Raw genomic sequence first — 26,877 nt, 5'->3', positions numbered from 1 at the left:
CCCACCCCGCCTGACACCCCGGGGGGGCCCTGGCTTCTCGGGGGGGTCCGGTCCACGCCCGACCCCAGGGGGGCGGGCCCGGGGGGGGGGGGGGGGGGGGGGGGGCGCGGGCGCCCCGCCCCCCCCCCCACTCCTCGGGTGTCCCACAGGCGGCGTCGACTACACGCCGACCGCGGTGCCGGCGTGGGCGGAGGCCGGCTGGTACTCGTCGTCGCCCTCGAACCGGGCTTCACAGCCCGTGGCGAGGGTGCTGGCGACGATGACCGGGTCGAGGATCTTGGAGCCGGAGTTCAGTTTGGCGATCCCGCTCTGATCGGTGGTCGCGGAGCCGACCCGCTGGCCGCTGGCGGTGCTGTAGAAGGTGATCTGCCGCCCCACGATCGGCTTGCCGTCCATGTCGGTCAGCGTGGCCTCGAAGTCGCCGCTGATCGGTGCGTGGGCGACCACGTGGCCGCTTACCGTGCGTGCTGCGAGCTGGACGGGCTGCTTGTCGGAAGTCATAACGTAACCTCCTGGATGCTCTGGGCTACTACCTCCACCGTAGGCACGCCCGTGAGGGGCATGCACCCGGGCCGTGTCTTCGCAGGTCGAAGCACCGGTCAGGCCGCCGGGAGGCGCGTCGGCGCGGCGTCGGCCGGGCGCGCGAAGCACCGGCACGACCAGGGTGGCGTCCGGGGCGGGGATCGGGGAGACTCGCGCGCATGGTTTCGGTGTTGCAGAACGTGGCGATCGACTGTGCGGACGCCTATGAGCTGGCGCGGTTCTGGAGTGGTGTGACGGGCCGGCCGCTGGATCCCGACTGCCGCCCGGGGGACCGCGAGACGCAGGTGCTGCTGGCGGAGGGGCCGATCCTGTACTTCAACCAGGTGCCCGAGGCGAAGACGGTCAAGAACCGGGTCCACCTGTGCCTGCGTCCCGAGACCTCGCGCGACCAGGAGGTGGAGCGGCTGTTGGGCCTCGGCGCCACCCTCGTCGGCGATCACCGGAACCCCGACGGTTCGGGCTGGGCGATCCTCGCCGATCCCGAGGGCAACGAGTTCTGCGTGCTGCGCAGCGACTCGGACCGGGCCGCCGTGAACGGTGGTGCCGGCGTCCGGCCGTAGGAGTCGGGCCGCTTCGCGTGCGCAGGACCTGAGTCCGGTCGTACGGACGACCGCCGCTGGTCCAGGGCTGGGCCGATCGAGTGAACGCGGGACACCGTCGAGGGAACCCGCTTCACATCCCATGTCCAACCTCCTTTTCCGGCCCGTAACTTCGTGGCGCGGCGATGCCGATCCGGTCGGCTCGCGAACCCCTCGAACCAGGAGCAGCAGTGCGCATCTCCCAGAAGGTCGGCGCCATCGCTACGGCCGTCGCCTCCCTCGCCGGCGTCGCCCTCCTCGACACCGGCACCGCGACGGCCGCGGACAGGGTGGCCTACGCCATCCAGGTCGTGGCCGACGACTCCAACCTCGACGAGTACGACGGGCGCCAGATCTGGACCCGTGATCCCGTCCTGTCCTTCCAGGACTGGGCGATCACCCGGCTCCGGGACGGCAGCTACACGATCCAGGGTGCCCACTACGGCAAGTGCATCGTGGCCAGCGGCCCGGGGAAGAGCGTCGCCCAGAAGAGCTGCAACTCGGGCGACCTGGCCCAGCGTTGGAGCCTCAACCCGGAGTCGCGGCAGACCCAGATCGCGAGCGTGAAGTACCCGGAGTACGTCCTCCAGTCCCACGGGCAGGACACGACCGTCACGCTGGAGGCGGACACCTCCAGCGAGCACGACCGGTGGATCTTCTACACGAAGTAGCGCGGACCCCCGCCCCGGAGCCGGCTCAGTCCGCGGCTGCCAGGCAGAGCAGGACCACTCCCGCCACCGTCGCCGACGCCGTGACGACGAGCGTCGCGATCGCGCAGCCGACGTCGCCCGTCACCGCGCGGCGGGTGGCCGCGAGGTCCGGCGTGAAGTCGGCCGGGTCGGCGGGGGAGTGGTGGACCGTGACGTCCTGGCCGCAGCGGACGGTGGCGTCCGGCAGGCCCCAGGGGTAGTAGGCGGTGACGGCCGTTCCGTCACCCGTGGTGAAGGCGATCACCGGCCTCCGGCTGGTCCGGACGTCGCCGTCCGCGTCGGTCTCGACGGTCCTGAGGACGGCGACGATCCGCCCCGGGACGGGCACCATGGCGGCCAGCTCGGCGCGACGCTTCTCCGTCCCTTGCCGGTCCCCGGACAGGTAGAACGCGGCGAGGCCGGTGATCGGCCCGCAGACCGCGACCAGGGCCCACGGCCAGCCCCAGTCGATCGAGGCGACGACCACCAGGCCGACGTAGATCAGGAACAGCGCGGTGTTCGGCCAGGCGAGCCCGCGCCGGCCGGCCTGGAGCTGGTCGGTGAACCGGTAGGCGTGCGGCCTTCCGGGCGGGTAGTGGATCCCGACCTCCCGGCCCACCCAGGCCGTGGTGATCGGGTCGCCGCAGTCGCCGTCGTTGGTGACGGTGAACTCCTCGCCGGTGGACGGGTCCTGGAAGCGGACGACCACCGCGATCCCGTCCTTCTCGGAGCCACCGTCCCGCGGCTCGCGCACCCGCTCGATCCGCCCGGTCACCCGTACCGTCCGCTGCGCCCGGGTCATGCCGGCCAGCGACCGCCCGTACCCGACCAGCGCCAGGAGGCCGAGCGCCCCGCACCAGAGTGCCGGAATTCCGTGCCAGTCCACGCGTGTCCGCTCCTGTCCGTGGTCAGCGCGCCGGGGTGCGCCGCAGCACCCGGCCCTCGACGTCGGCCTCCAGCAGGCCGGTGCCCTCGGGCCCGGTCACGCTGATCCTGATGGTGAGGGAGCCGGCGAGGCGGTCGGCGATGAGCTGCCAGCTCTGCGGGTCGTGGACGCCGAGGCCGCTCCTGGCCTCCTCGACCAGGGCGGGGATCCGCTCGTACGGCAGCTCCAGCGGATCGAACGCCGGGGTCTTCCCGCCGGTCGGGGAGAACGCGACCGACAGCAGCTCCTCCCGCACCACCACGGTGATCGCCGCGCGCGAATCCTTCTCCGCCGTCAGCGAGTCGACCGCCCGGCGCAGCTCGCCCTCGGAGCGGAACGACTGGCCGGGGCCGAGGACGACGACGCCGGACCCCGCCGACACCACCCGGGTCGACCACGTCGTGGAGACCGTCGGGGCCGCGGACGCGGAGACATCCGCGGACCCGGGAGCGGACGGCGGATCGGCGGCCCCGCGCTCGAACAGGTCCACCCGGAACAGGAGGACGACGGCCGCCACGCCGAGCAACAGGCCCAGGAACCCGACGAAGCCGACCCCACGGACCTCGGCAGGCGCGCTCACCCTGACCGCCCCCGGTGCCGAGTCCAGCCGCGCCCCGGCGGCCCGCTCCTCCCACTCCGGGGTCGGCCGCTTCACGATCCTCACCAGCCACGGCCGGTCCGGCGGGTACCGGACCACCAGGACGCCGCCGGGCCGGTAGTCGGGGAGGTCGACGACGTTGATGTCCTGGGTGAACCCGACCCGGAACGCGGGCCCTTCGTCCGGCGCGACGGTGAGGTCGAACCGCACCGGCCGGTCGCTCATCGCGCTCTCGGCGGCGTGCAGGCTCTCCACCACCGCGAGCGCCGTCCGCGGGACGACGGCCGCCTCCCGGGTCTGCCGCGGCTTGCCGGCGAGGAACAGCAGCAGGCCGTAGGCGAAGGGAAGGACGAGCCCGGTGACGAACAGCGGCACCTCCTCGACGACGACGCCGACGACCAGCGCGGCGAGCGACCCTCCGGCCACGCCTCCCGTCAGGAGACCGCGGCCGAGGGCGAGCGCGACCGGCGTGCTGCGCGCGGGAGGCGGGCCGGTGGTGGTCGTCATACCGGTGATTGTGCCGGGTGGGGCCGACGGCCGACAGACTCCTGCACCAACTGCCTCACCTCCGTCAACCCGCCTGAGCGCGGGGCGATCGGGATCCGGCGGCCCCGGTGCCGATCACGAGGTCGCGACTCCGGTCATCGGCCTGCCGATCGGATTTGGTGACAAGTCGTCATGGTCGGCGGATCACCTGTTCTAGGATCCTGGGGCACTTCGGACCGCACGTCGCTCCTTCCGATCCGTACTTCCGATCCGCACTTCCCCAGTAGACCTCGTGCCCGGCGTTCGGGACGGCAGGGCCGGGTTCCCATCCTTCGATGCGGAGGCTTGATCATGAGTCGAACAGCTACGCGTCCAAGAGTCCTCATAGTCGGGGCGGGCCTGGCCGGCACCGCCACGGCCATCCGGCTGCTCTGCTTCGCGCGCAGGCCGCTGGAGATCGTCCTGCTGGAACGGCGCTCCGACTACCGCTCCGCGGGCGTCGCCTACCACCGGGACGGCAATCCCTGGGACTACGTGTTCAACATCCAGGCGGGCCGGATGTCGGTGTTCCGCGAGGACGTCCTGGACTTCGTCCGCTGGGCCAACCACGAGGCCGACCGCAGCGGTTGGCCCGCTCCCTGGGCCGGACTCCGGTTCGTCGAGCAGGGACCGGCGCCCCGGCGGATCTTCCAGGACTACCTGGACGACCGGCTGGCCGAGGCGAGACGCGAAGCCCCTCCCGGTGTCGTGCTCGTCGAAGCGGAGGGCGAGGCGATCGACCTGGAAGTCCGGCCCGCCGGCGTCGATGTGACGGTCACGCAGTCTGACGCCGGCGGCGGCGAAGCCGGTCCGGCCCCGGAGGCGACCGTGCTCCGCGCCGATCAGGTCGTCCTCGCGACCGGCCTCGAACTCCGGGAGCCGGTCTTCGCCTCCGAGGTCCGCGCCCACCCGTCCTTCGTGCGGAACCCCTACTCCGCGGCCGGAATCCGCAAGCTCGTCTCGCTCCCGTCCGAGGCGAGCGTCGCCATCGTCGGTTCCGTGCTGAGCGCCTACGACTCGGCGGGGCTCCTGCTGCGCCAGGGGCACACCGGGAGGATCCGTCTGATCTCCAGGACCGGGACGCTGTTCCGGACGTACCCCGACGGCCACGAGCACGGGGTGGTGCGGCTTCCCTGTCCGAAGTCGCTGCTGGAGCCGTACCGGAACCGTGAGGAGTTCCTCGTCCGGATCCGGGCCGAGTGGGACGCGGCCTGCTCGACGGTCGTCCGGGAGCATCCCGACGTCTCCCCGGTGGTGGTCGCCGAGCGGGTGGTCAAGGCGTGGGAGCCGCACCTCCCGGAGGCCATCGAGCGCATTCCCACCGCGGAACTGCGCGGTCTGCTGGACGAGTTCGGCACCGCGCTGGCCGCGCTGCGGGTCGGGGTGCTGGAGTACACGATGGCGGTGATCGAGCGCGCCCTGCGCGCGGCCGACGGGGCGGTGGAGCTGGTCGTCGGCAAGGTCGAGGCGGTCCGGCCGGCGGAGTCCGGCCGGCTGGTCGTGTCGGTGGCCTCCCCGGAGCGGGAGCGCGCCATCGAGGCCGACCTGGTGGTGTCCAACTTCGGCCGGGAGTCGGACTACAGCAGGGTCGACCGGCCGCTCTGGCGCAACCTCCTGCGGCGGGGGATCGCCGTCCCGCACGAGCGCACCGGGCGCGGCCTGGAGGTCGACGGACGTGGAGCGCTGCTGGGCCCCGGCGGGGAGGCCGGCCCGGTCTGCGCGGTCGGCGCGCTGCGGGAGGGCGACGAGATCGTGCGGAACGGCCGGACCGGTGCGTTCACGTTCAATCTGGCCGCCATCAAGAACCATTCGATCGCGGTCGCCGCCCATGTGGTCGAACAGTTGGAAGCGGAACCGGAAGAGGATCTTTCGGCTCGGATTCCGGCGGGGAGTTCGGCTCCCGGCCCGGCCGGAAAGGCGACCGGAAACGCGACCGGGAGCGTGGCCGGAAACGTGGCCGGAAAGGTGGCCCGGCACCACGCTGGCGGCATCGGCAATCTGGAGGAAGCGGCCCGGGGGGAATTCGAGGACGCTGTGGTACTGGAGGCCAGGAGATTGGCCTCGCGCGGTCGAATCGAACGGGACCTGCTCGATTCCCAACTGGACGCCTGTATTCGGTCCATGGGTGAACGTCCGACCGTTCCGGCGGATGCCGCCCGGCACGACCGCCTGATGAGGGCGGTCGTCAACCGGGCCGCGGTCGAACGACTCACCGATGTTTCCGTGACACCACGACAACTGCGCCGACAGCTGGGAATGGCGACCGCCGAAGAACAGGAGGAATAGGTGGACGGGCGACGGATTCAGGGATCCCTGCTGACCGGTGGTACTCGGAGCGAAGTGCGAGGGACCTGCAATCGCACGAGAAGTCCGCTCGCGGGATCCATCCTCGTCGCCCCTTCCCTCGACGCCGGCCTGTACGAGGCGATCGTGGTGGCGAGCGCGGTGGTCTGCGGTTCGGGTGGGCTCACCGGCCACATGCAGTCGCTCTGCCGCGGCCGGGGCATCCCGGTGCTCCGCGTCGACGAGGCGGACCTCGCCGACCTGGTCGGCGAGGCCGTGCTGGACCTCGACAGCGAGTCGATCGTCGTCGAGTCCGGCGCGGGCGCCGGGGCCGGCCGGGGCGGGGCCGGGAGGCCCTCGCCGGCCGACCTCGGCGCGGCGTGCGCGGTCATCGCGGACTTCCAGGACATCCGGACGATCAACTCCTGCGGGCCGGAGGCGAAGCGGGTCGACTGCTTCTTCATCCGGGAGGAGTTCCTCTGCCTGGCGGCGGCCCTGAGTCCGCTCGACGCCCTGGACGGCGGCCCGGCCGAGGCGGCGGCCTACGGGCGGGCCCTCGCCGAGCGGCTGTGCGCCTTCGTCGAGGAGCTGCTGCCCGGGCAGCGGCTGGTCCTCCGGCTGCTCGACCTGCGCTCCGACCACGCCGCCAGCGTCACCGAGCTGGCCCCGGTCGCGGTCGAGCCCAACCCCGAACTGGGCCTGCACGGCGCACGCTGGCTGCTGGGGTCGACCGCCTACCGGGACGCGCTGCACGCCGTGCTCGACTCGTTGCGCGAGCGGCTCGGCGAGGCCGCGGGCCGGGTCCACCTGTCCGTCCCCTTCGTCAACGACGCGGAGGAGTTCGCGCAGCTCAGGAAGCACCTCGAACTGCCGGCCGGGGTGCCGCTGTCCGCGTTCATCGAGACGCCGGCGGCGGTGCACGCCACCGCGGAGATCTGCGCGGCCGGGGCGAGCGAACTGTTCGTCGGGGTGAAGGACCTGGTGCAGTTCTACCTGGCCGCGGACCGCGGCAACCACCTGGTGGCGGAGTCCTACCGGACCCGGCACCCGGCCGTCCTGGACGGACTGCGCAGGGTGGTGGAGTCCGCCCGCGCGGCGGGGACCCCGGTGAAGGTGTTCTCGCTCGGCACGGACCTCGCCCACTACCTCGCCCACGTGCCCACCCCGGACGGCTACATGATGTGCACCGCCGAACTCCGGGAGCTGCTGCTTCGAGAGTATGACAAAGTGACTGTCGTCACCGGGAGTTGACCTGAAAATTCACCGGTTCCAGTGAATCTGACACTCCGTCAGTTTTGATTCGATCCGCCGTGATCAGGATGCGGTCAGTATCCGTTACGGAAAGGGTGGATCAGATGACCAGTGTCACCGGAGGGCCGATCCCGGCGATCACCGAGGCGACGCTCGCCGACATCGCCGGCAACGGCATCTGGGGCGACGGCCTCAACCCGAGCACGTCCGTCGTCGCAGTGGCCGAGGCCCTGCTGGCGGCGCTCCGGGGCGAGGCGGGCGTCCAGCTGCCGCCGGTGCTGGCGGAGTTGGTGGCCGAGGTGCGGGAGAGGGCCGAGACCGACCTCCCCGGCATCGCGGGCGCCGAGGACGTCCGGCTCTCGGGGCTCGCCATCAAGCTCCGCGACGGCGAGCCCCACCCGGTCGTGATCGTGCCGGCCGGCTGGAACCCGTACGGCTGGCTGCCCTTCCTGTACCTGTACCTCACGCTGGCGAGCAAGGGGTACCACGTCCTCGCCTACACCCCGCGAGGCATCGGCAAGAAGGGCTGGCTGACCACCTCCCAGGGCTTCATCGACGTCGGCGGGGAGAAGGACTGGGCCGACGGCTCGAAGGTGATCGACTTCGCGGAGCGGCACTTCAACCCCAGCAGGATCGGCTTCCTGGGCGAGTCCTACGGCTCCGGGATCAGCCAGCTGGTCGCCGCCCACGACCGGGACAACCGGGTCGCCGCCGTCGTCGCCCTGAGCACCTGGGGCAACCTGGCCACCAGCCTCTACGACAACGGCACCCGGCACACCGCTGCCGTCGAGACGCTGATCGGCTTCACCGGAGGCGATCCGGACGTCCTGGAGGAGAAGTTCGACGAGGAGACCGTCCGGATCCTCACGAACTTCAGGAAGGGCGAGAACCTGGACGAGGTCGTCGAGTGGGGCACCAGGCGCTCCCCGCAGGCCCACGTGAACCGCACCAACGGCCACCGCACCCCGACCTTCTTCTCCAACACCTGGCACGAGAGCCTGTTCCCGGCGGCCTCGGTGATCGACACGTTCGACGCCCTCACGGTGCCGAAGCACCTGAACACCTGGATCGGTGACCACGGCGCTCCGGAGGGGCCCGGGCTCGCCGGGCCCCTCGCGCTGATCGGGAGCGTGCCCTTCCCGGGGTTCCGGGAGCCGATCCAGGAGGCCTACGCCTGGCTGGACCACTACCTGCTCGATGCCGACAACGAGGTGCCGACCTGGCCGGCGCTGAACAACCAGGTGATGTTCACCTACCGGACGGCCCCGGTGCCCGGACTCGGCAAGCGGATCGTCGAACCGGCGCGCCGTGAGCCGAACTCCGAGTGGAGCGAGGTCACCACCGGCCGGGAGAGCTGGTACCTCACCGGCACCAACGGCAACGGCGACGGCGCGCTGAGCGACAAGCCGGCGGCCGGGTGGTCCCGCGAGTTCATCGCCGGGTACGAGACCGCCGCCACCGCGATGGACGCCATCATGGCGACGGGGCAGAAGGAGTGGTTCGGCAACCCCAAGCCGTACGACCTGGCCGCCTTCGAGCGGACCCGGCTGCTGGTCTGGTCCACGGAGGCGCTCACGGGCGGCCGCCGGATCCGCGGTACGGCCACGGTGCGTCTCGCCGTCCGCAACCCCTCCGGCGCCGCCACCCTGGTGGCCTACCTCTTCGACGTCGCCCCGGACGGCAGCGCGCGGATCATCACCCACGAGCCGTACACCGTGGCCCTCGGCCCCACCGAGGTCAGGACGGTCAGCTGGAAGCTCCAGCCGGCCGCCTACGACCTGGAGGACGGCCACCGCCTCGCGCTGGTCGTCAACGGCTACGACAAGCTGTACGCCTTCACCGGCGAGGTGGGCAGCACCACCACCGTCTCCTCGGTGAGCGGGGAGGAAGCGAGCCTGGAGCTGCCGCTGGGCTGATCCGAACGGGGCCCCGGGTGGTGCGGGTGTGGCCGACGGGACGCTGGCATACGGCCGAGGTACGATGCAACCCATACCTGGGGGCGTCCGAGACGGAGGATCCGATGCCAGACCCGGAAGGCCATCCCTCGATCGAGGAGATGGACCTGCGGACCGTGCTCAACGCACTCGCCGACCCGTTGCGCTTCGGGGTGATCACCGCCCTGCTGGGGGAGGCCGAGGGAGCGGAACGCACCGTCGCCTCCTTCGGCCTCCCGGTCTCCAAGTCCACGCTCACCCACCACTTCCGGGTGCTGCGCGAGGCCGGCCTGATCCGCCAGGTCGACCGCGGCAACAGCAGGGCGGCCACGCTGCGCCGCGAGGACCTCGACCGGCGCTTCCCGGGGCTGCTCGACCTGGTCCGCGCGAACTCCTGACGGCACGGGGAGGCCCCGGGTGGGGGTCAAGGAACCTTGACCCCCACCCGGGGCCCTTTTTCGTGCCGTCACGCGCGATGCGGAAGGAGTGCTGCTCGGGCCGCCGCTCAGGCGGGTTCGAAGGAGGTCCGGCGGACCAGGGCGCGGGCCTGCGGGGAGTCCATGGGGTGGGCGAAGAGGTACCCCTGGCCGAGCGGGCAGCCCATGGCGGCGAGCAGGTCGCGCTGGTCGGTGTGCTCGATGCCCTCGGCGATGACCTGGACGCCGAGGGTGTCGGCGATCCGGGTGATGCCCTCGACCAGGGCGTACTGCTGGGGCGAGTGGCCGAGGCCGTCGATGAAGGACTTGTCGATCTTGAGCAGGGAGATCGGGAACTCGCGCAGGTAGGACAGCGAGGAGTAGCCGGTCCCGAAGTCGTCGATGGCGATGCCCACGCCGAGGCCGGACAGGGTGGCCATGTCGGCGTGGATGCGGTCGTCGCGGCGCATCAGCACGGACTCGGTGAGCTCCAGGACCAGGGTGTGCGGATCGATGCCGGTGCTGGCCAGGGCCCGGCGGACCACGTCCACGAACCCGGCGTCGCGGAACTGCCGGGCCGAGACGTTGACGTTGACCCGTAGCGGCGGCCGGCCGGCGGCCGTGCGGGCCTCCGAGCTCGCGGCCTGCCAGGCGGCGACCTCCTGGGCGGCGCGCTCCAGCACCCAGGCGCCGAGCGGGACGATCTGGCCGCTCTCCTCGGCCAGGGCGATGAACTCGTCGGGCAGCACCATGCCGCGCCGGTGGTGGGGCCAGCGGACCAGTGCCTCGAAGGCGACCAGGTCCCCCGAGCGCAGGTCGACGATCGGCTGGTAGTACAGCTGGAAGGCCGACTCCGCGATCGCCGAGTCGAGGTGCTCGTTCAGCTCGTGCCGCTCCACCATCCCGGTCTGCAGGGCCGGCCGGTAGTGGCGCCACTGACGGCGGCCGGCCGCCTTGGCGGAGTAGAGCGCGAGGTCGGCGTGGGTGAGCAGCTCGGTCGCGTCCACGCTGTCCTCGGTGGTCGCCACGCCGATGCTGGCCGTCACCCGCACCGCGCCCGACTTGAGCTTGAAGGGCTCGGCGAACACCGCCAGCACGCTCGACGCGATGGTGTCCACGTCGGAGGGCCGCCGCGCGTCCTCCACCAGCACGGCGAACTCGTCGCCGCCGAGGCGGGCGGCGGTGTCCGAGGCGCGCAGCGCGGTGGAGACCCGCAGCGAGACCGCGACCAGCAGCTCGTCGCCGACCGCGTGGCCCTGGGTGTCGTTGACCACCTTGAAGTCGTCCAGGTCGATGAAGAGCACCCCGGTGACGGCCCCGCTGCGCTCGCCCCGGGAGAGCGCGTGGCCGACCCGGTCCAGGAACAGCACCCGGTTGGCCAGGCCGGTCAGCGAGTCGTGGAAGGCCCGGTGGGTCAGCTCGCGCTCCATCTGCCGCTGCTCGGTCACGTCGCGCAGGGTGAGCACCAGGGCGCCGACGGTCGGATCCGCGCGCAGGTCGTTGAAGCGGACCTCGGCCTCGATCGACGTGCGGTCCTGGCGCAGCAGCCGCCAGTGCTCGCGCGGCTGCTCGCCCCGGGGCTGCTCGGAAGCCTCGCGCATCCGGGCCAGCGCCTTGCCGACCTCCCGGCTGTCCTCGGGCGGGACCAGGTCGGCCAGCAGGGTGCCGGCCAGGTCCGGGCGGCCGAGCACCGTCTCGGCGGACGGGGAGGCGTAGCGCACGCCGTCGTCGGCGTCGAGGATCAGGATGACGTCGCTGGCGTTCTGCACCAGGGTACGGAAGTACAGCTCGCTGTTGCGGCGGGTGACCTCCCGGCTCAGCACCACTCGCTCGACCGCGAGGGCCGCCTGCGCGGCGAGGATCTCCAGCGAGCTCCAGAGGCTGGTCAGCTCCTGCTCGGTGCCGGTGACGATGAGCGCGCCGATCAGCGGATCGCCGGAGGGGCGCTCGGCGAGGGTGAGTGGGCAGACCAGGGCGTACGGCATGCCGCCGAGGCGGGTGCGCCGGTCGCCGTCGGGCCTGGCGGGGGCGGGCTTGGTGGGGGCGGGCTTGGCGGCGGTGGTCGGGGACGCGGTGCCCGGGGGCGTGGTGGTCGGGCGCTCGGTGGTCGGGGAGGTGGTGGGCTTCGACGTGGCGGGCGGGCCGGTGGCGGCCAGGCCCAGGGAGGCCACCGGCAGCAGCAGGGTCTCCCGGGCGGCGGCGAGTTCCAGCACCTGGTCGGAGGGTGCGGCGTCCTCCGGCACCTGCCGGGCGGATCCGCTCCCGGCGTGCCGGACGTGCAGCACGCCTTCCTCGGTCACCGCGAGCAGGGCGACGTGCCCGGCCTCGGCCGGCATCAGCGTGGAGGCGGCGGACTGGACCGCGTCCGCGACCTCCTCCACCGTGACGGCCGCGGTCAGCCGGGCGCCCGCCTCGCGCAGCGCCCGCTCCCGGGCCACGGCCCGCCGGCGGTCGGAGACGACCACCGCCAGCCGGGCCAGCACCAGCAGGTAGAGCAGCGCCGAGAAGGCGCCGATCACGCCCGCGTTGCCGGTGTTGCCGGCCAGCGCCTCGATGATCAGGATCGCCGGGGCGATCAGCGAGGCGAGGGTGAGCAGCACCAGCCGGGCGGTGCTCAGGTCCGGCTGCTGGGTGGGCGCCGGCCGGGTCAGCTCGACCATCGACGGGTGCAGCGCCGCCGCGCCCCAGGCGGTGTAGAAGGCGGCCCAGCCGAGTTCGACGGGCGTGCCGATGCGCCAGGTGCCGTGCAGCTGGATCAGCCCGTACAGCACGTCGGAGACCAGCAGGCCGAGCGAGCCGACGGCGAGCAGTTGCAGCGAGCGGGAGTTGCCGCCGCGCGGGGTCAGCAGGCGCAGCAGCAGGGCGAGCACGACCACGTCGCCGAGCGGGTAGGCGATCGAGACGGCCTTCTGGAACCAGTCGAGGTCCGGGTTCCGGGCGTACGGGAGGATCAGGTAGATCCAGGAGAGCAGGGCCAGCCCGATGGTGGGGATGAGCGCGTCGAGCAGTCCGGCGCGGTCCTGACGGGCCGTGCGCCAGCGGATGAAGCCCAGCACGCCGACCGCGTACAGCACGAACTCGGCGAGGTAGAAGGCGTCCGCGACGGACGGGAACGGGTTGGGCAGGTGCAGGATGTCCAACTGGACGGCCTGGATCACCTCACCCACCGTGAAGCTGAGGTTGGCGAGCGCCAGCACGTACCAGAACCGCGCGTGCGCGGGCCGGTTGAGACGGACACCGACCACGATCGCGGCGACGCCGCCGAGGCCCATGCCCGTCCACCAGATGATCCGCTGGCTCGGATTCGCGTAGTAGATGCCGGTGAACAGCACCATCCAGAGCAGGTAACAGACCATCAGGCGTTGGCGCCGGCGAGTCAACGAGGCTACCTCCTCCGCGACATCACCCCGCCGGTCGGGCGGGGGAGTTCGGGCGAGGACGGGGTGGGCGGGGCGTACCGGCCGGCCCGGGTGCGGGACGGGTGAGCGCTTTCGCGCAGCAGCGAGGCGTCCGGTGGGGGTGCGACCGGACGTCCTCGACGGGGCAGGAGTGCGTATAGTCGGAAATGTCGCACTCCCCAGCATTCTGCCGCCACAGCACGAGGTCAAGCCGGTGGACGACGCAGTAGACAGCGCACAGGGCGTACGAACGGATGTGAGCTCCGGCCGTCACGCCGTGGTCCGCAACGACAACGGTCAGTACGCGATCTGGCCCGGGGACCTGACCGTGCCGGCCGGCTGGCGGCAGGTCCACGGGCCCGCCGGTCGGGCCGACTGCCGGGAGTGGGTGGAACGCGAGTGGCGCCCGGCCGAACTGGGCTTCCCCGGCGGCGTTCCCGCACGGCGGCCGACGGCCGGATTCGCGGACACGGTGCACGGACTGTTCCGCGCGCGGGCGGCGCACGACCCCGAGGCGGTCGCCGTCATCGCCGACGACGCCACCCTCAGCTACCGCGAACTCGACCGGCACAGCGACCGGTTGGCCGCCGCACTGCGGGCCCGCGGGACCGGCCCCGAACAGGTCGTGCCGGTCTGCCTGGAACGCGGGACCGGGCTGGTGACCGCCTGGCTGGGCGTGCTCAAGGCCGGCGGGGCCTTCCTGCCGCTGGACCCGGCCCACCCGCGGCGACGGCTGGCCGGACTCGTCGAGGACTGCGGGGCGCGGGTGGTGGTCGCGGACGGTGACGGCTTCCCGGACACCTCCCGGGTACCCGTGCTCGGACCGCGGGGCGGCGGCGCCGGGGAGTTCCTCGGGGAGTTCCTCGGCGACGACGGCGCCGTCCCGGACGACCTCGCCTACCTGATCTACACCTCCGGCACGACCGGCCGCCCCAAAGGCGTCCCCGTCACCCACCGTGCGCTGCTGTTCACCCTCGACCGGATCGTCCACGCCTACCGGCTGCGCCCCGGCGAACGCGTCCTGCAACTGGCCGCGCTGGGCTCCGACACCGCGCTGGAGCAGGTGTTCGGAGCCCTGCTCGCGGGCGCGACGGTCGTGCTGGGCGGTGGCGGGAGCGCGGGCGGCACCTGGGCGCCCACCGAGCTGGCCGGCCGGCTGCCCGGGCTGGGCCCGGCCGTCGCCGACTTCACCCCCGCCTACTGGCACCACCTGCTCGACCTGCTCCCGCCCGGCGGGCCCGGCCCCCGGGAGCTGCGACTGGTGGTGGTCGGCGGGGACGCCGTGCACGCCGACGACTGCCGGCGCTGCCTGGACCGGCTGCCGGGCGCCCGGCTGCTCAACGCGTACGGGGTCACCGAGGCGGCCGTCACCTCGACGCTCTGCGAGGTCACGGCGGAACTCCTCGGCGGGAGCGCCGCGAGGCCGGGTGCGACGCGGCCGGGTGCGGTGGGAGCGGGCGCGGGCGAGGTGGGCGCGGGTGCGGCGGGTGCGGACCTGGTGGGTGCGGACCTGGTGGGGGCTGGCCTGGCGGGGGCAGGCCTGGCGGGGCCGGCCGCCTCCGCCGCGCCCGTGCCGATCGGACGGCCACTGCCCGGGGTGCGGGTGCACGTGCTCGACGCCCGGCTGCGCCCCGTCCGGCCGGGGGAGAAGGGGCAGATCCACCTCGGCGGGCCCGGGCTCGCCCGAGGCTACTGGCGGCAGGCCGGGCTCACCGCCGAGTCCTTCCTCCCCGACCCGTACGCGCCGCTGCCCGGCGAGCGGATGTACCGCACCGGCGACGCCGGGCGGTGGCGGGCGGACGGGCAGCTGGAGATCCTCGGGCGCTTCGACGACCAGGTGAAGGTGCGCGGGCACCGGGTGGACCCGGCCGAGATCGAGGCGGTCCTGGCCGCACACCCGGACGTCCGGCAAGCCCGGATCGCGGCCGACGGGGAGGCGGCGGACGGCAGCCGCACGCTCACGGCGTACTACACGCTCGGCCCGGGGGCGGCGGGCGGGGCGCAGGGGATCCGGGCGTTCCTGGCCGAGCGGCTGCCCGACTACCTGGTGCCGGCCGAGTTCGTGCCGCTGGAGGCGATGCCGCTCACGCCGGCGGGGAAGATCGACCGGCGGCGACTGCCGCAGGCGCCGGTGCGCCCGGCCGGTCCGGCTCCCTCCGCTTCATCCGGTCCGTCCGGTGCGGCTGTTCCGTCCGGAGCGGGGCCGGTCGAGACGGGCGGTGCGGATGTGGTCGAGGCGGCCGTCGGGCAGCTGTGGGCGGAGTTGCTCGGCGTCGAACACGTCGGCCCGGACGGCGACTTCTTCGCGCTCGGCGGCACCTCGCTGCTCGCCATGGAGATGCTGGCGCGGGCCCGGATCATGTTCGGCGTCGACGTCGGGCAGGTGCGGGCACTCACCCGGGCGCTGCTGCGCGAACCCGTCCTGCACGCCTTCGCGGCGGCGCTGCGGGCGGCGCGCACGGAGGCCCCCGCGGGCGCCGTCCGGGAGGCCGGCGTCGACTGGTTCGCGGAGGCCGGGCTCACCGAGGACCTCCGGCAGTCCTGGAGCCCGGCGCCCTCCCGGGCCGAGCCCGCCGAGATCCTGCTCACCGGCGCCACCGGCTTCTGCGGCGCCCACCTGCTGCACGCGCTGCTCGCCACCACCCGGGCGCGCGTCCACTGCCTGGTCCGCGCGCCCGACGAGGAACACGCGCTGGAACGGCTGCGGGCGGCGCAGCAGCGCTTCCTGCGGCACGACCTCGCCGACCGGCGGGTGGTGCCGTTGGTCGGCGACCTCACCCGGCCCCGGCTCGGACTGACGGACCGTCAGTTCGGCTGGCTGGCCGGACACCTGGACGCGATTCACCACCTCGGCGGGCAGGTCAACTTCCTCTACCCGTACCACCAGTTGCGGCAGCCCAACGTCGGCGGCACCCGGGAGGTCGTCCGGCTCGCCGGGCACAGCCGGGGCATCCCCGTGTACTACCTCTCCACCCTCGCCGTCCTGGCCGGCTTCGGCGCGGCCGGCGTCCCCAAGGTCACCGAGCGGACCCCGCTCGCCCACCCGGAACGGCTCGGTGTCGGCTACGTCGAGAGCAAGTGGGTCGCCGAGCAGCTGCTGCACAACGCGGCCGCCGCCGGCCTGCCGGTCACCGTGCTGCGCACCAACGACGTCACCGGGGACCTCGCCGGCGGGGTGATGAACACCGGCACCGAACTGTGCGCGCTGATCGCCTACGTGGCCGACAGCGGCACCTGCCCGGACGTGCAGCTGCTGCTCGACTTCGTCCCCGCCGACCGCTTCGCCCGTGCCGTCGCCCACATCGCCGCCCACGCGCCGGCCGCCGGCGAGGTCTACCACCTCACCTCCCCGGGGCCGGGCGTGCTCGCCGACCTCGCCGAGCGGCTGCGGGCGCGCGGCCACCGGATCGCCCGACTGCCGTACGGGGACTGGGTGCGGCGGCTGGTCCGGTTCGCCGCGGGGAGCCCGACGCACCCGATCGCACCGTTCGTCCCGCTGTTCGTGGACCGTGCGCCGGGCACGGAACTGTCGATCAGCGAGATGTACTTCCGGCCGACGTTCCCGCTGTTCGACCGGGCCAACGCGGACGCGGCGCTGGCCGGGAGCGGGATCGAACTGCCGCCGGTGGAGGCCGGGTTGATCGACCACTACCTGGCGGGGCTGGAGCGGGAGGGCTTCCTGCGGACGGCCTCGTCGTGAGCCGCGCCGACGCCGGCGGCTCCGGGGCGGGCCGCCCAGAGCCGAGCCTCTTCGACGCGCTGGACGGTCAACTCGGCTCCGGAGACGGGCCGGTGGCCTTCGGTGGGTCGCTCGGCCCCGGGGAGCTGCTGGCGGCGTACCGGCGCGGACTGTTCCCGCTGCCGGCGGCGGACGTGTACGCGAGCGCGTACAACGAGGCGGTGTACGGGGACGCCGTCGAGGCAGGCGAGGTGGCGCTGCTGCCGGGCGGGGCGGACCCGTACGCGCTGGCCTGGTGGTCGCCCGACCCACGGCCGGTGATCGTGCCCGACGGCGTCCGGCTCGGGAGCCGGCTGGCGCGGCGGCTGCGCAACCGGTCCACGTGGTGGACGAGCGCGGACCGGGCTTTCCGGCAGGTGCTGGAGGCGTGCGCCAGGGGGCGTCAACCAGCCTGGCTCACCGGCGAGTTGGCGGAGGCGCTGGTACGGCTGCACGAGCTCGGGGCGGCGCACAGCGGGGAGGTCTGGGAGGGGGAGGAGCTGGTCGGCGGGGTGTTCGGGGTCGCGGTCGGCCCGGTGCTGAGCCTGGACTCGATGTTCCACCGCCGCCCGGACGCCGCCCGGGTCGCCGTCGCCGACCTCGGGGTGCGGTTCGGCGCGGCGGGCGGGCGGCTGCTCGACGCGCAGTGGGACGGGCCGCACGTGCGGAGCCTGGGGGCCGAGCCGATGGCGCGCTCGCGGTACCTCGCGGAGCTGTCGGGCGAGGGCTCGGGCGGCGGTGCGGGCGAGGGTGCGGGCGGTCTTGCGGGCGGGGTCGGAGCGCTGGACGGGGCGCCGCTGCCGGCGGCGCGGCTGGGGCGGACGGGCTCGTCCGGCTGATCTGTCCACGCTGGTGAACCTCGCTTGACCTGCGGTTAAACCTGATCACGTCGGATTTTTTGGCCTGTCTTCGACAAACTTATTCCTCGTCAGTAACATGACGCCGCGTGTTCAAAAGTTCCATAGGCAGGGCCGCCGGCCCCGCCGTCCTCACCCTCGTCCTCGCCGGGGCCGCCGCGTGCGGGCCGACCAGCCCCGGTACCTCCCAGGCCGGTGCCGCAGCGGCCGCCGCCACCGTCGCCGACCCGGCCGGGACCGCCGCCGGGGGCAGCCCGGCGGCCACCCCGCCCGCCGGCGGCACCCCGCGGGCCAAAGCGGGCACCCCCGCCGCCGGCCGTCCGACCCCGGGCAAGACGCCCGTCGCCGCCGCCCCCGCCGGGGACCAGCAGGCCGCGATCGGCAGTCCGGGCAAGGACGGTGGCGCCGTCACGGCGGCGGCGAAGAACCTCCAGCTGACGTCCTACGACCCGGCGCACGGCACCGCGGTGCTCTCGGGGGCCGGGCCGGCCGCGTCGGCTTCGGCTTCGGCCACGGCCACGGCTTCGGCCACGGCCACGGCCACGGCCACGGCTTCGGCCACGGCCACGGCCACGGCCACGGGCTCGGCCTCGCCGAGCGCCGTCCCGGCCGCCGCAGCCGTCCAGCCCGGGCAGCTGATCGCCAGCCCGCCCACCGCCGCCGCACCGCAGGGCGCGCTGGTCGCCGTCACCGGCGTCCGCCCCGGCGCCGGCAACACCATCGCCCTGACCACCCGTCCGGCCACCCTGGCCGAACTCCTCGGCGGCACCGAGGCGGACGGCAACGTCCCCGTCGACCCGCACGGCATCACCGTGACCCCGCTGGTCAAGGACCTCAAGGCGACCGCCGGCCTGTCCGGGAACGGCGTCCAGGCCGACGCCTCCGGCACCCTGGAGGTGGACGTCAAGGCCGCCGTCCCGATGCCCGAGGGCACGAGCCTCGACGCGTCCGGCTCGCTCCAGCTCCACCCCGCCGTCCACTTCGCCTACCACGGCGCGGCGGCCGGCAGCCCCCGCACCGCCTCGATCGGCTTCGACCTCGGCGCCCACGCCCAGTGGAAGGTCACCGGCGACGCCGCCCGCAGCACCGGCGCGGCCCCCGTCCGGGTGCCCTTCGCCAGGCTGCAGGCCAGCCCGGTGCTGACGGTCGCCGGCCTGCCGGTGGTCGTCAACCTCGGGCTCACCTGCTACCTGGAGGTCAGCGCCGACGGCCAGGTCCACCTGGAGACGGAGCAGGACGCCACCGGCACCTGGGCGGTGCGCGCCTACTACACCGGCGACAAGGGCTGGACCCCGGTCACCAGCGCCGAGACCAAGATCACCCCGGTGCACGTGCGGCTCAACGGCAAGGCGGGCGTCCGGGCCGCGCTCGGCGCCGAGATCAGCCTCGGCCTGTACGACACCGTCGGGGTCGAGACCACCGTCGCCCCCTACCTGCGGGCCCAGGCGGAAGGCTCGCTGGTCGCCGACTCCTCCGGCAACCCGCCGCAGGTGCAGGGCAGTTGGTCGCTGGTTGGCGGCGTCGACCTGAACGGCTCGCTGCTCGGGCACCTGAAGGTCTTCGGCACCCCGATCATCGAGGGCAAGCTGCCGCTGCCGCCGTTCCACCGGGAGTGGCCGCTGCTCGCGGGCTCGGCGACGCTGCCCGCCCCGCAGCACAGCTGACCCGCCCTCACCCCGCGGGCCCCTCACCGGAGTTCTCCGGTCGAGGGGCCCTCGTCGTGGGTAGGCTCGGAACGGCGGAAGGGGGCGGGATGGGAAGCAGGCGTTCGGTGCTCGGCGGTACGGCCGTCCTGATCTGGGTCGGGACGCTGGTGCTGCACGCCGCCACCGGGATCGGCTGGTGGGCGGCCCTCCCGGCACTCGCGGCGGCGGTACTGGCCGCGCTGGCGCTGCCGGCGCTGCCGCGAGCGCAGGCGCGGGGAGCCGGTCCCGGGCGGCGCGGACGGGCCCGGCTGTCGAAGGGGCCCGCCCGCGCGGGCCAGGCCTTTCCCGAACCCGCGGGCCGGGTGTTTCCCGAACCTGCGGGCCCGGCGCTTCCCGAACCCGGGGGCCGGGCGCTTCCCGAGCCCGGGGGTCTGCCACCGGACCTCTGGGAGGCGCAGGCTGTGGCCGGTGGTCCGGTCTTCCGGTCCGACGTCCCCGGCAGCTTCCTCGCCTGGGCGGTCGACGAAGCGGAGGCCGTCGGGAACGGCTCCGGGGCCCGGCGCCGCCCCCTGCTCGAGTACGCCGACGACCCGCTGACCCCGGTGGCCGCCGAGACCCTCACCGACGGCCTGGAACGGCTCTTCCTCCGCCTCGGCCCGCCGCCGGGCGCCACCCGCGGCCCCGACCGGACCGCCCCCACGCCCCGAGGTGACGACCGGTGACCACTCCCGAGGAGCGCGGCACCCGCCGCCCGACGGCGCTGGAGATCGCCACCCAGTGGGCCCAACTTCCGCCCGCCCACCTGCGGGTGGCCCTGGAGCACCTCGAACTGGAACTCCAGCGCGAGCACGCCCGGGAGAGCGCCCGGGAACGCCACCAGGCGGCGCTGGAACGCGATCGGACGGCGGCGGCGTCGGCGCTCGAAGCGGCCCGGATGCGGGAGGAGCACGTGACCGAGCGCGCCCGGATCGCGGCGCAGGAACGCAGGGAGCAGCGCGCCCACCAGCTCTACGTCGGCGGACTGGTCGCCGGCTTCGTGCTCGCCGCCGGGATGCTCGCCGGCTCGGTGATCGTCGGCCTGGACGGCCGCCAGTGGCTGGCCGGCCTGCTCGCCGGGCCCAGCCTGATCGCCCTCCCGGTGGTCTTCGTGCTGCGTCGCAGCGACCGCCTCCCCGCCCGCCCGCGCATGCTCCCGCCGGAGCAACTCCCGGAGGACCGGCTGGCCTAGGGGGAGGTCGGGCCCGGCCTTCCCGGCGGGTGGTGGCCGGGCGGCTTCGGCCGTGGTGCCGCCACTGCCCGGAACGGGGCGTCAGGTGCCGCCGGCGGTGTCGTCCTTCTTGACGCCCAGGAGGATCTGGTCCAGCACCGAGACGTCCGGGGCGGCCGGGTCGTCGTCCACGCCGCCGTCGAAGACCACGTAGCCGCCGCCCTTGGCGGGGAGGGCCGCGAGCACCACGTAGCCCTGGGTGCCGTCGGCGTTGGTGATGTGCCAGCGGGTCGCGTAGCCGGCCACGCCGGCGACGGTGAGGCTGCCCGAGCCGTAGTCGGTCTGCGAGGTCATCCCGCTGAAGATCTGCTTGGCGACGGTCGGCATGGCGGCGTCGGCGGCCGCCTTCGGGGTGTCGCCCTGGACGGTGTTCTTCTCCACCGAGAACCGGCCGCGGATGCAGGCCTTGCCGTTCGTACAGGTGTAGCGGCCGCTGCCGAGGTAGACCGACCACTGCGGGGTGTCGGTCGTCGCCACCTCCCAGCCGTCGAACACCGGGAGGGTGATCGAGTGCTGCTTGTCCGCGACGGTGCTCCTGAGGACCGGGGCGGGCTTGGGCGTGGACGGCTTCGGGGTGGGGGTCGGGCTCGTGGTCGGGCCGGTACTGCGGCTGACGGAGACGGTGGGGTCGGTGGTCGGGTCCGCCGTCGGGTCACCGCCGTGGCTGAGCGCGATCCCGGCGATGCTGCCGCCGATCGCCAGGACGCCGACCGCGACGGCGACGATCACGCCCGGCTTGGCCCGCTTGGGGGCGGGGAGCGGGGCCGGGGCCAGGGGCGGGTAGCCGGTGCCGGGCGGGCCGTAGCCCGCGGCGGGGTACGCCTGGTGGGCCGGGTGGGCCTGGGGTGCCGGGTAGGCCGGGTACGCCTGCTGCGCCGGGTACGCCTCCGGGCCCGGGTGGCCGTAGCCGCCCTGGACCGGCCGGAGGTCGCTGGTCCAGGCGCTGCCGTCCCACCAGCGCTCGTGGCCGGGGGCGCCGTCCGGACCGGGGACCGGGTACCACCCGGGAGGCGTCTCGTTGCTCACGGCCGTACGGTACCGGGCGGTGTGTCACCCGAGGCGGGAGGGGTGCCGCGCCCGCCGTCACCGCCTGCCGTCACCGGCCGATCGTCACCGCCCGCCGCGGCCACCCCCGCCACCGCCGCGGCCACCCCTGCGGGCGGTCAGCGCGAGGGTCGCGGCCGTGGCCGCGGCGAGGGCCGCCCAGGCGGCGGTGAAGCCGTGGGTGGTGTCGCGGAGCAGCCCGAGGGCGGGCGGGACCAGGACGACGGCCAGTTGGTTGACCGCCATGGCCAGCCCGAGCGCGAAGCCGGTCCGGCCGGGCGGGGCGGACTCGGCCAGGTGGGCCACCCAGGGGCCGTACCAGCCGATCCCGAAGAAGCCCAGCCAGGTGAACAGGAGGGCGGCCGCCACGGGGGACCGGCCTGCCGGTGTGGTCAGGGCCGCCAGTCCGGCCACCACCGCGCCCAGGCAGACCAGGACGGGCCGGTACCGCCCGGCCCGGCTGCGGTCGCTCCACGCCGCCAGCGCGATCCGGCCGACCGCCCCCGCGACCTGGGTCGCGACCAGCACGGCGGCGCTCGGGCCGGGGCCGAGAGCCGTCACGTCGTGGAGGTGGAGCGCGCCGAGCACGCCGATGCCGCTGTGCACCGCGACCAGGCTCAGGCCGGAGAACAGGATCCTCGTCATGGCCGGCTCGCGGAGCACCCGCAGCCGGGAGCGGACGGAGGCCGTCGGCGCGGCGGCGCCGGGAGCGGGGCGCACGGCCGTGGCGGCAGGCGGCCGCCGGTAGAGGGCGGTGAAGAGCCCGGCGCCCAGGAGCGCGACCAGCCCGCCGACCACCAGCGCCGCCCGCCACCCGTACGCCACGGCCACCAGCGGCAGGACGGCGGCGGCGAGCGCGCCGCCCAGCGGCAGCCCGGCCTGGCGGATGCCCATGGCCAGCCCGCGCTGCGCCGGGGCGAACCAGGCGGCCACCGACTTGCTGCCGCCGGGCTGCACGGTGCTGTACCCGGCGCCGACGACCAGCAGGACGGCGAGCAGGGAGGCGTACCCCTGCGCCAGGCTGCCGAGGAGCAGGCCCGCGGCGACCACGGCGGCGCCGACACCGACGACCCAGCGCTCGTTGTGCCGGTCCAGGAGCTCGCCGGCCACCAGCAGGCCGACCAGCGGCACCAGTTGGGAGGCCGACAGGAGCAGGCCGAGCTGGGTTGTGCCGAGGTCCAGCGAACGCTGGAGGGGGACGGCCATCGCCCCGATGCCCTGCACGAAGAAGCCGGAGGCGGCCTGGGTGACGGTGGCGACGCCGAGGACCACCCAGCGGTACCCCGGCGGGCGGGCGGCGTCCCCGGAGGCGCTCGGCCCGGAACGCGTTCCGGTGTCGGTGTGCTGACTCATGCCCAGCAGCCTGCTGTCATGGTCTTATGCACCTCAACCCTTACGGCGAAGGCGCCGTGCACCTCGCCGCGGAGCTGGCCAACCGGCGTCCCGGAACCGCCCAGGAACTGGAGGACCGCTGCCGCGCGGCCGGACTGGTGGTCGAAGGGCCGGTCCTGCCGACGGACCTGACGCGCATTCTGGCCCTGCTGGACAGCTGGGAGTCGGTGGTCGACGCGGCCGACGAGCGCGAACGGGCCGAGCGGCTCAACCGGATGCTGGCCGCCGACGCCGCCCACCCCCGGCTGACCGATCACACGGGCGGCTGGCACCTCCACTACCGCGACGACCACCAGCCGTTCGCGGCCGTGCTGTCCACCCTGATCGCCGTCGGTACCGCCTTCCACCTGGTGGGCCGCGGCATGCACCGGCTCGGTCGGTGCGCCGTCGCCGAGTGCACCACCGTCTTCGCCGACACCACGAGGACCGGCCGCCGGCGCTACTGCTCCCAGCGCTGCGCCAACCGCGACGCCGTCCGCCGCCACCGCCGCGCGGCGCGACCGGCGAGCGGCCCGGCCCTCGCCTGACCAGCCCTTCCGGACGGCGGGTCGTACGGTCCGGCCGGTGTGTCCGGAGTGGGAAGTCGGCGGGCCCGACTTCCCACTCCGGCCGCACGCGAAGAACGGTGCCGGTGCGGCAGGTCGCGGTGCCCGCCCCGCCCGTCCCCGCCCGTCCCCGCCCCGGGGCGGGCGGTGGATCGTGCACGACACCGGCTGGATACGATCGCACGATGATCACCTCCAGCGCCCGCACCACGGTCTTCGACATCGACGGCACCCTCTGCTTCGACGGGCGGACGATCGACCGCCGGATCCTCGACGCCCTCGCGGACTGCGAGCGGGCCGGGCACCAGCTGGTCTTCGCCTCCGCCCGGCCGGTGCGCGACCTGCTGCCCGTCCTCGACGGGGCCTTCCCCACCGCCACGCTGATCGGCGGCAACGGCAGCCTGGTCTCCGTCGACGGCCGGGTACGGGCGCGGGCCGCGTTCGAGGCGGGTGAACTCGACCGGCTGCTGACCGAGGTCGAGCGGTTCCGGGCGGGCTACCTCGCCGACGGCCCGTGGGACTACGCCTACACCGGACCGGCCGACCACCCGATCCGCGGCCGGGTCGACCAGGGCGGCCTCGCCCGCCGGGTGGAGCTCGCCGAACTCCCCGCCGTCGTCAAGTTCCTGGTGGTCGACGCGACCGACCTGGCGGCCCTCGCGCAGGCCGGCCGGGCGCTCGGGATGACCGTCAACCACCACCTCGACGAGGCGATCATCGACTTCGCCCCGGGCACCACGAACAAGTGGGAGGCGCTGACCTCGCTGGGGATCGACGCCTACAACGCCTTCGGCAACGACATCAACGACCTCGACCTGCTGCGCAACGCCCGCCACTCCGTCCGGGTCGGCGGCCACCCGGGCCTGGACGGCGTCGCCCGCGTCACCGTCGCCGCCGAACCGGAGGCCGTCGCCGCCGAGATCGCCCGGCTGGCCGAGGCACCCGGCCGGTAGCCGCCGGGCGCCGCGTCCGGCCCGACGCGGCCGGGTGGCCTCTTGTGGTTGCCGCCGCCAGCCGTTTTTCCGACGCTTGATCAAAAGCGTGGGAGAGTCGGAGGAAGCGGCGGGAGAGCCGACTGCCGCCGGACCCTTGGGGGAGCATTGGGGGAGACCATGTCCGCGCCCGCCCTTCCGTTGCCGAGCCACCGGGCGATCGAGAACCTGATCGCGCGCTACGCCGAACTCGTGGACGACGGCGACTTCGCGGGGCTCGGCGCCCTGCTCGCCGACGCCGTCTTCGTCGGCAGCGGCGCACCGGTGCGCGGGGCCGAGGCGATCGAGGCGATGTTCCGGGAGACGCTCGTCGTGTACGCCGACGGGACGCCGCGGACCCAGCACGTCACCAGCAACGTGGCCGTCGAGGTCGACGAGCGGGCGGGGACGGCGGTCGCCCGCTCGTACGTCACCGTGCTGCAGGCGCTGCCCGAACTGCCGCTCCAGGCCGTTGCCGCAGGCCGGTACCACGACCGCTTCGCGCGCGGGGAGGACGGCCGGTGGCGGTTCGCGGAGCGGCGGGTTCGGATCACCCTGGTCGGTGATGTGAGCCGCCATCTGCGGCAGTAGGGTGCGCCGACCGCGACGGGGACGGGAACCCGGCCGGGACGGGAAGACCACCGGGGGCGAGAAGATGACGGGGACAGCGGTGCGGGAGCGGTTGGCGGGTGCGGCGCGGGCCGCGCTGGGCGGCGGGTGACGGCTGTCGGCGGTCGAACGGCTGGCGGGCGGCAGCAAGAAGGGCGTCTACCGGCTGCTGATGGACGACGGGACGACGGCGATCGCCTACCGCTGGGGCCGGGCCGAGAACTACTGGCCCACGGCCGAGGGGGACGACGACCTCGCCGACCCGTTCTCGCCCGGCCTCGGCCTCGACCTGTTCGAGGCCGCGCACGCGCGGCTGGAAGCACTCGGCGTCCGGGTCCCGGCGCTCCGGTTCGCCGAGCGCGCCGCGGATCTCGCCGAGCGCGCCGGGGCCCGGGGCGGCGCCGAGGACCGCGACGGCCCCGGCGCCCCGGACACGGCCGACCTCGCGATCGTCGAGGACGTTCCCGGCGAGAGCCTGGAGAAGCTGCTCGCCCGCGACCCACGCGCCGCCGCCCCGGTGCTGGACCGGCTCGGCGACGCGCTGGGCGCCATGCGCGGCCACCGCGCGCCCGGCTACGGGAAGGTGGCCGTGGTCGACGGGGGAGGAACCTCCCATGGGCCGTCCTGCGAGGGCGTCGTACGGGACCGCGCGCTGCGCGACCTCGCGGAGGCGGCGGCGCGCGATCCCCGGATCGCGAAAGCCCGGGACCGCTTCGAGGAGAGGCTGCACGGCCTGGCGGCGGCGGTGCGGCCGCGCGCCCGGCACACCGTGGTGCACGGCGAACTCGGGCCCGACCACGTGCTGGTGGACACCGACGGCCGCCCGGTGCTGATCGACCTCGAAGGCACGATGTACTTCGACGTCGAGTGGGAGCACGTCTTCCTGCGGATCCGCCTGCCCGAGGCCGACTACCGGCCGCTGGCGGCGGACGGACTGGACGAGGACCGGCTCGCCCTCTACACGCTGGCACAGCGCCTCTCGCTGACGGCGGGACCGCTGCGCCTGCTCGACGGGGACTTCCCGGCCCGCGAGGCCATGGCCGGCATCGCCGAGCACAACCTGCGGCAGGCCCTGGCCCTCCTCGGCGACCGAGGCTGACGGCCGCTGCCACCGGCCCTGGTCCGGTCCGTGCGCGCCGGCCGGGGTCAGCCGGTGAGCTGGGCCCGGAAGACGGCGCTGTTGAAGTACGCCGGAGACCCGGTGGGGGCTGTTTGCTGTCGTCGGTTCGGGGGATTGCGACCGGACTTCTGACATGGACAGGGCGGCGGGGGAATCCATGGCCCGGAAGGGTGCCGTAACCGGTTGGGCGCCCTCGGAAGGGAGAACAGTCATGCGTCGTCGGATTGCCGCGGTCGGGATGCTGGCCGCCGCCGGAGTGCTCGCCTCTGCCGTGCCCGCACAGGCGGCGACCGGGGTGCTGGTGGTGAACGGTGTGGGGCACCAGAACCCGGCGCGGGGGTGCTACCCGACGGGCCTGTCGCCCGTGGTCGTCGAGAACCTCACGGACGCGAGGGTCGACGTGTACTCCGCGGCGAACTGTCAGGGAACGGTGACGCGGCAGATCGCGGCGGGGATGTCCGCGGCGACGGTCGGATTCAGCTACTTCGTCAACTGACACGGGCTTAGGGCTTAGGGCCGTGGGGGGGGGGGGGGGGGGCCCCCCCCCGCCCCCCCCCCCCCCCCCCCC

Annotated in this window: 22 protein-coding genes; 16 read left to right on the top strand and 6 right to left on the bottom strand. The window is 74.2% G+C overall.

Features of this window, described 5'->3' with window-relative positions; translation table 11 throughout:
- Positions 1–159: 159 nt before the first annotated feature.
- Positions 160–501, bottom strand: a complete 342-nt coding sequence (locus ACFWP2_RS19115) for a hypothetical protein (protein WP_380452726.1) — start codon at positions 499–501, stop codon at positions 160–162.
- Positions 502–701: 200 nt separating this feature from the next.
- On the opposite strand from ACFWP2_RS19115, the gene ACFWP2_RS19110 reads away from it, so the two are divergent.
- Both ACFWP2_RS19110 and ACFWP2_RS19105 read left to right on the top strand, forming a co-directional pair.
- Positions 702–1,103: a VOC family protein gene (locus ACFWP2_RS19110; protein ID WP_380452724.1), complete on the top strand. Its 402-nt coding sequence runs from the start codon at positions 702–704 to the stop codon at positions 1,101–1,103.
- Positions 1,104–1,312: 209 nt separating this feature from the next.
- Positions 1,313–1,792: an RICIN domain-containing protein gene (locus ACFWP2_RS19105; RefSeq protein WP_380452722.1), complete on the top strand. Its 480-nt coding sequence runs from the start codon at positions 1,313–1,315 to the stop codon at positions 1,790–1,792.
- Between the two features lie 25 nt (positions 1,793–1,817).
- Here the strand turns inward: ACFWP2_RS19105 and ACFWP2_RS19100 are convergent, their stop codons facing one another.
- Positions 1,818–2,696: a DUF3592 domain-containing protein gene (locus tag ACFWP2_RS19100; RefSeq protein WP_380452720.1), complete on the bottom strand. Its 879-nt coding sequence runs from the start codon at positions 2,694–2,696 to the stop codon at positions 1,818–1,820.
- 22 nt (positions 2,697–2,718) lie between these two features.
- The gene (locus tag ACFWP2_RS19095) at positions 2,719–3,840 is read right to left on the bottom strand and encodes a hypothetical protein (protein ID WP_380452718.1); all 1,122 of its coding nucleotides are present in this window, start codon (positions 3,838–3,840) and stop codon (positions 2,719–2,721) included.
- Positions 3,841–4,170: 330 nt separating this feature from the next.
- Between ACFWP2_RS19095 and ACFWP2_RS19090 the strand changes: the two genes are divergently transcribed.
- From ACFWP2_RS19090 to ACFWP2_RS19075, 4 genes are all read left to right on the top strand, one after another.
- Positions 4,171–6,144: an FAD/NAD(P)-binding protein gene (locus ACFWP2_RS19090; protein ID WP_380452716.1), complete on the top strand. Its 1,974-nt coding sequence runs from the start codon at positions 4,171–4,173 to the stop codon at positions 6,142–6,144.
- Positions 6,145–6,198: 54 nt separating this feature from the next.
- Positions 6,199–7,392 carry a putative PEP-binding protein gene (locus ACFWP2_RS19085; RefSeq protein WP_380452714.1) on the top strand — a complete coding sequence of 398 codons (1,194 nt, stop codon included), beginning with the start codon at positions 6,199–6,201 and terminating at the stop codon, positions 7,390–7,392.
- Between the two features lie 104 nt (positions 7,393–7,496).
- Entirely contained in the window at positions 7,497–9,308 is a 1,812-nt protein-coding gene (locus ACFWP2_RS19080; RefSeq protein WP_380452712.1) for an alpha/beta fold hydrolase, read from the top strand.
- Positions 9,309–9,412: 104 nt separating this feature from the next.
- Positions 9,413–9,724, top strand: a complete 312-nt coding sequence (locus ACFWP2_RS19075) for an ArsR/SmtB family transcription factor (protein WP_380452710.1) — start codon at positions 9,413–9,415, stop codon at positions 9,722–9,724.
- A gap of 107 nt (positions 9,725–9,831) precedes the next feature.
- Here ACFWP2_RS19075 and ACFWP2_RS19070 read toward each other — a convergent pair whose 3' ends face one another.
- Positions 9,832–13,122 carry a putative bifunctional diguanylate cyclase/phosphodiesterase gene (locus ACFWP2_RS19070; protein ID WP_380452708.1) on the bottom strand — a complete coding sequence of 1,097 codons (3,291 nt, stop codon included), beginning with the start codon at positions 13,120–13,122 and terminating at the stop codon, positions 9,832–9,834.
- Between the two features lie 232 nt (positions 13,123–13,354).
- On the opposite strand from ACFWP2_RS19070, the gene ACFWP2_RS19065 reads away from it, so the two are divergent.
- The 5 genes from ACFWP2_RS19065 to ACFWP2_RS19045 all read left to right on the top strand — a co-directional run bounded on the left by ACFWP2_RS19065 (position 13,355) and on the right by ACFWP2_RS19045 (position 20,589).
- The gene (locus ACFWP2_RS19065; protein WP_380452706.1) at positions 13,355–16,840 is read left to right on the top strand and encodes a thioester reductase domain-containing protein; all 3,486 of its coding nucleotides are present in this window, start codon (positions 13,355–13,357) and stop codon (positions 16,838–16,840) included.
- On the top strand, positions 16,837–17,697 hold the full coding sequence (locus ACFWP2_RS19060) for a leucyl/phenylalanyl-tRNA--protein transferase (RefSeq protein ID WP_380452704.1): 861 nt from the start codon (positions 16,837–16,839) through the stop codon (positions 17,695–17,697). Before ACFWP2_RS19065 ends, ACFWP2_RS19060 begins: the two co-directional genes overlap by 4 nt.
- A 107-nt stretch (positions 17,698–17,804) precedes the next feature.
- Entirely contained in the window at positions 17,805–19,379 is a 1,575-nt protein-coding gene (locus tag ACFWP2_RS19055; RefSeq protein ID WP_380452702.1) for a hypothetical protein, read from the top strand.
- A gap of 89 nt (positions 19,380–19,468) precedes the next feature.
- Positions 19,469–20,083, top strand: a complete 615-nt coding sequence (locus ACFWP2_RS19050) for a hypothetical protein (RefSeq protein ID WP_380452700.1) — start codon at positions 19,469–19,471, stop codon at positions 20,081–20,083.
- Entirely contained in the window at positions 20,080–20,589 is a 510-nt protein-coding gene (locus ACFWP2_RS19045) for a hypothetical protein (protein ID WP_380452698.1), read from the top strand. The genes ACFWP2_RS19050 and ACFWP2_RS19045 overlap by 4 nt, the downstream gene beginning before the upstream one ends.
- An 81-nt stretch (positions 20,590–20,670) precedes the next feature.
- On the opposite strand, the gene ACFWP2_RS19040 is transcribed toward ACFWP2_RS19045, so the two are convergent.
- A complete protein-coding gene (locus ACFWP2_RS19040; protein ID WP_380452696.1) occupies positions 20,671–21,654 on the bottom strand; it encodes a DUF2510 domain-containing protein in 984 nt (327 codons plus the stop codon).
- A gap of 84 nt (positions 21,655–21,738) precedes the next feature.
- Positions 21,739–23,025, bottom strand: coding sequence for an MFS transporter (locus tag ACFWP2_RS19035; RefSeq protein WP_380452694.1), 1,287 nt, complete (start codon positions 23,023–23,025; stop codon positions 21,739–21,741).
- A 26-nt stretch (positions 23,026–23,051) separates the two neighbouring features.
- Between ACFWP2_RS19035 and ACFWP2_RS19030 the strand changes: the two genes are divergently transcribed.
- The 5 genes from ACFWP2_RS19030 to ACFWP2_RS19010 all read left to right on the top strand — a co-directional run bounded on the left by ACFWP2_RS19030 (position 23,052) and on the right by ACFWP2_RS19010 (position 26,805).
- The gene (locus tag ACFWP2_RS19030) at positions 23,052–23,591 is read left to right on the top strand and encodes a CGNR zinc finger domain-containing protein (protein ID WP_380452692.1); all 540 of its coding nucleotides are present in this window, start codon (positions 23,052–23,054) and stop codon (positions 23,589–23,591) included.
- A gap of 203 nt (positions 23,592–23,794) precedes the next feature.
- On the top strand, positions 23,795–24,562 hold the full coding sequence (locus tag ACFWP2_RS19025) for an HAD hydrolase family protein (RefSeq protein WP_380452690.1): 768 nt from the start codon (positions 23,795–23,797) through the stop codon (positions 24,560–24,562).
- Between the two features lie 159 nt (positions 24,563–24,721).
- Entirely contained in the window at positions 24,722–25,171 is a 450-nt protein-coding gene (locus ACFWP2_RS19020; RefSeq protein ID WP_380452688.1) for a nuclear transport factor 2 family protein, read from the top strand.
- A gap of 133 nt (positions 25,172–25,304) precedes the next feature.
- Positions 25,305–26,288, top strand: coding sequence for a phosphotransferase family protein (locus ACFWP2_RS19015; RefSeq protein ID WP_380452745.1), 984 nt, complete (start codon positions 25,305–25,307; stop codon positions 26,286–26,288).
- Positions 26,289–26,520: 232 nt separating this feature from the next.
- On the top strand, positions 26,521–26,805 hold the full coding sequence (locus ACFWP2_RS19010; RefSeq protein ID WP_380452686.1) for a hypothetical protein: 285 nt from the start codon (positions 26,521–26,523) through the stop codon (positions 26,803–26,805).
- Positions 26,806–26,877 lie beyond the last annotated feature (72 nt).

This window comes from Kitasatospora sp. NPDC058444, from assembly GCF_042721415.1.
Classification (GTDB): Bacteria; Actinomycetota; Actinomycetes; order Streptomycetales; family Streptomycetaceae; genus Kitasatospora.
This window is presented reverse-complemented; position numbering and strand designations above follow the sequence as displayed.

Coding starts and splice junctions, on each gene's coding strand:
- ACFWP2_RS19115 (WP_380452726.1), bottom strand. CDS start 501: ATGACTTCCGACAAGCAGCCCGTCCAGCTCGCAGCACGCACGGTAAGC.
- ACFWP2_RS19110 (WP_380452724.1), top strand. CDS start 702: ATGGTTTCGGTGTTGCAGAACGTGGCGATCGACTGTGCGGACGCCTAT.
- ACFWP2_RS19095 (WP_380452718.1), bottom strand. CDS start 3,840: ATGACGACCACCACCGGCCCGCCTCCCGCGCGCAGCACGCCGGTCGCG.
- ACFWP2_RS19090 (WP_380452716.1), top strand. CDS start 4,171: ATGAGTCGAACAGCTACGCGTCCAAGAGTCCTCATAGTCGGGGCGGGC.
- ACFWP2_RS19080 (WP_380452712.1), top strand. CDS start 7,497: ATGACCAGTGTCACCGGAGGGCCGATCCCGGCGATCACCGAGGCGACG.
- ACFWP2_RS19075 (WP_380452710.1), top strand. CDS start 9,413: ATGCCAGACCCGGAAGGCCATCCCTCGATCGAGGAGATGGACCTGCGG.
- ACFWP2_RS19050 (WP_380452700.1), top strand. CDS start 19,469: ATGGGAAGCAGGCGTTCGGTGCTCGGCGGTACGGCCGTCCTGATCTGG.
- ACFWP2_RS19035 (WP_380452694.1), bottom strand. CDS start 23,025: ATGAGTCAGCACACCGACACCGGAACGCGTTCCGGGCCGAGCGCCTCC.
- ACFWP2_RS19030 (WP_380452692.1), top strand. CDS start 23,052: ATGCACCTCAACCCTTACGGCGAAGGCGCCGTGCACCTCGCCGCGGAG.
- ACFWP2_RS19025 (WP_380452690.1), top strand. CDS start 23,795: ATGATCACCTCCAGCGCCCGCACCACGGTCTTCGACATCGACGGCACC.
- ACFWP2_RS19020 (WP_380452688.1), top strand. CDS start 24,722: ATGTCCGCGCCCGCCCTTCCGTTGCCGAGCCACCGGGCGATCGAGAAC.
- ACFWP2_RS19010 (WP_380452686.1), top strand. CDS start 26,521: ATGCGTCGTCGGATTGCCGCGGTCGGGATGCTGGCCGCCGCCGGAGTG.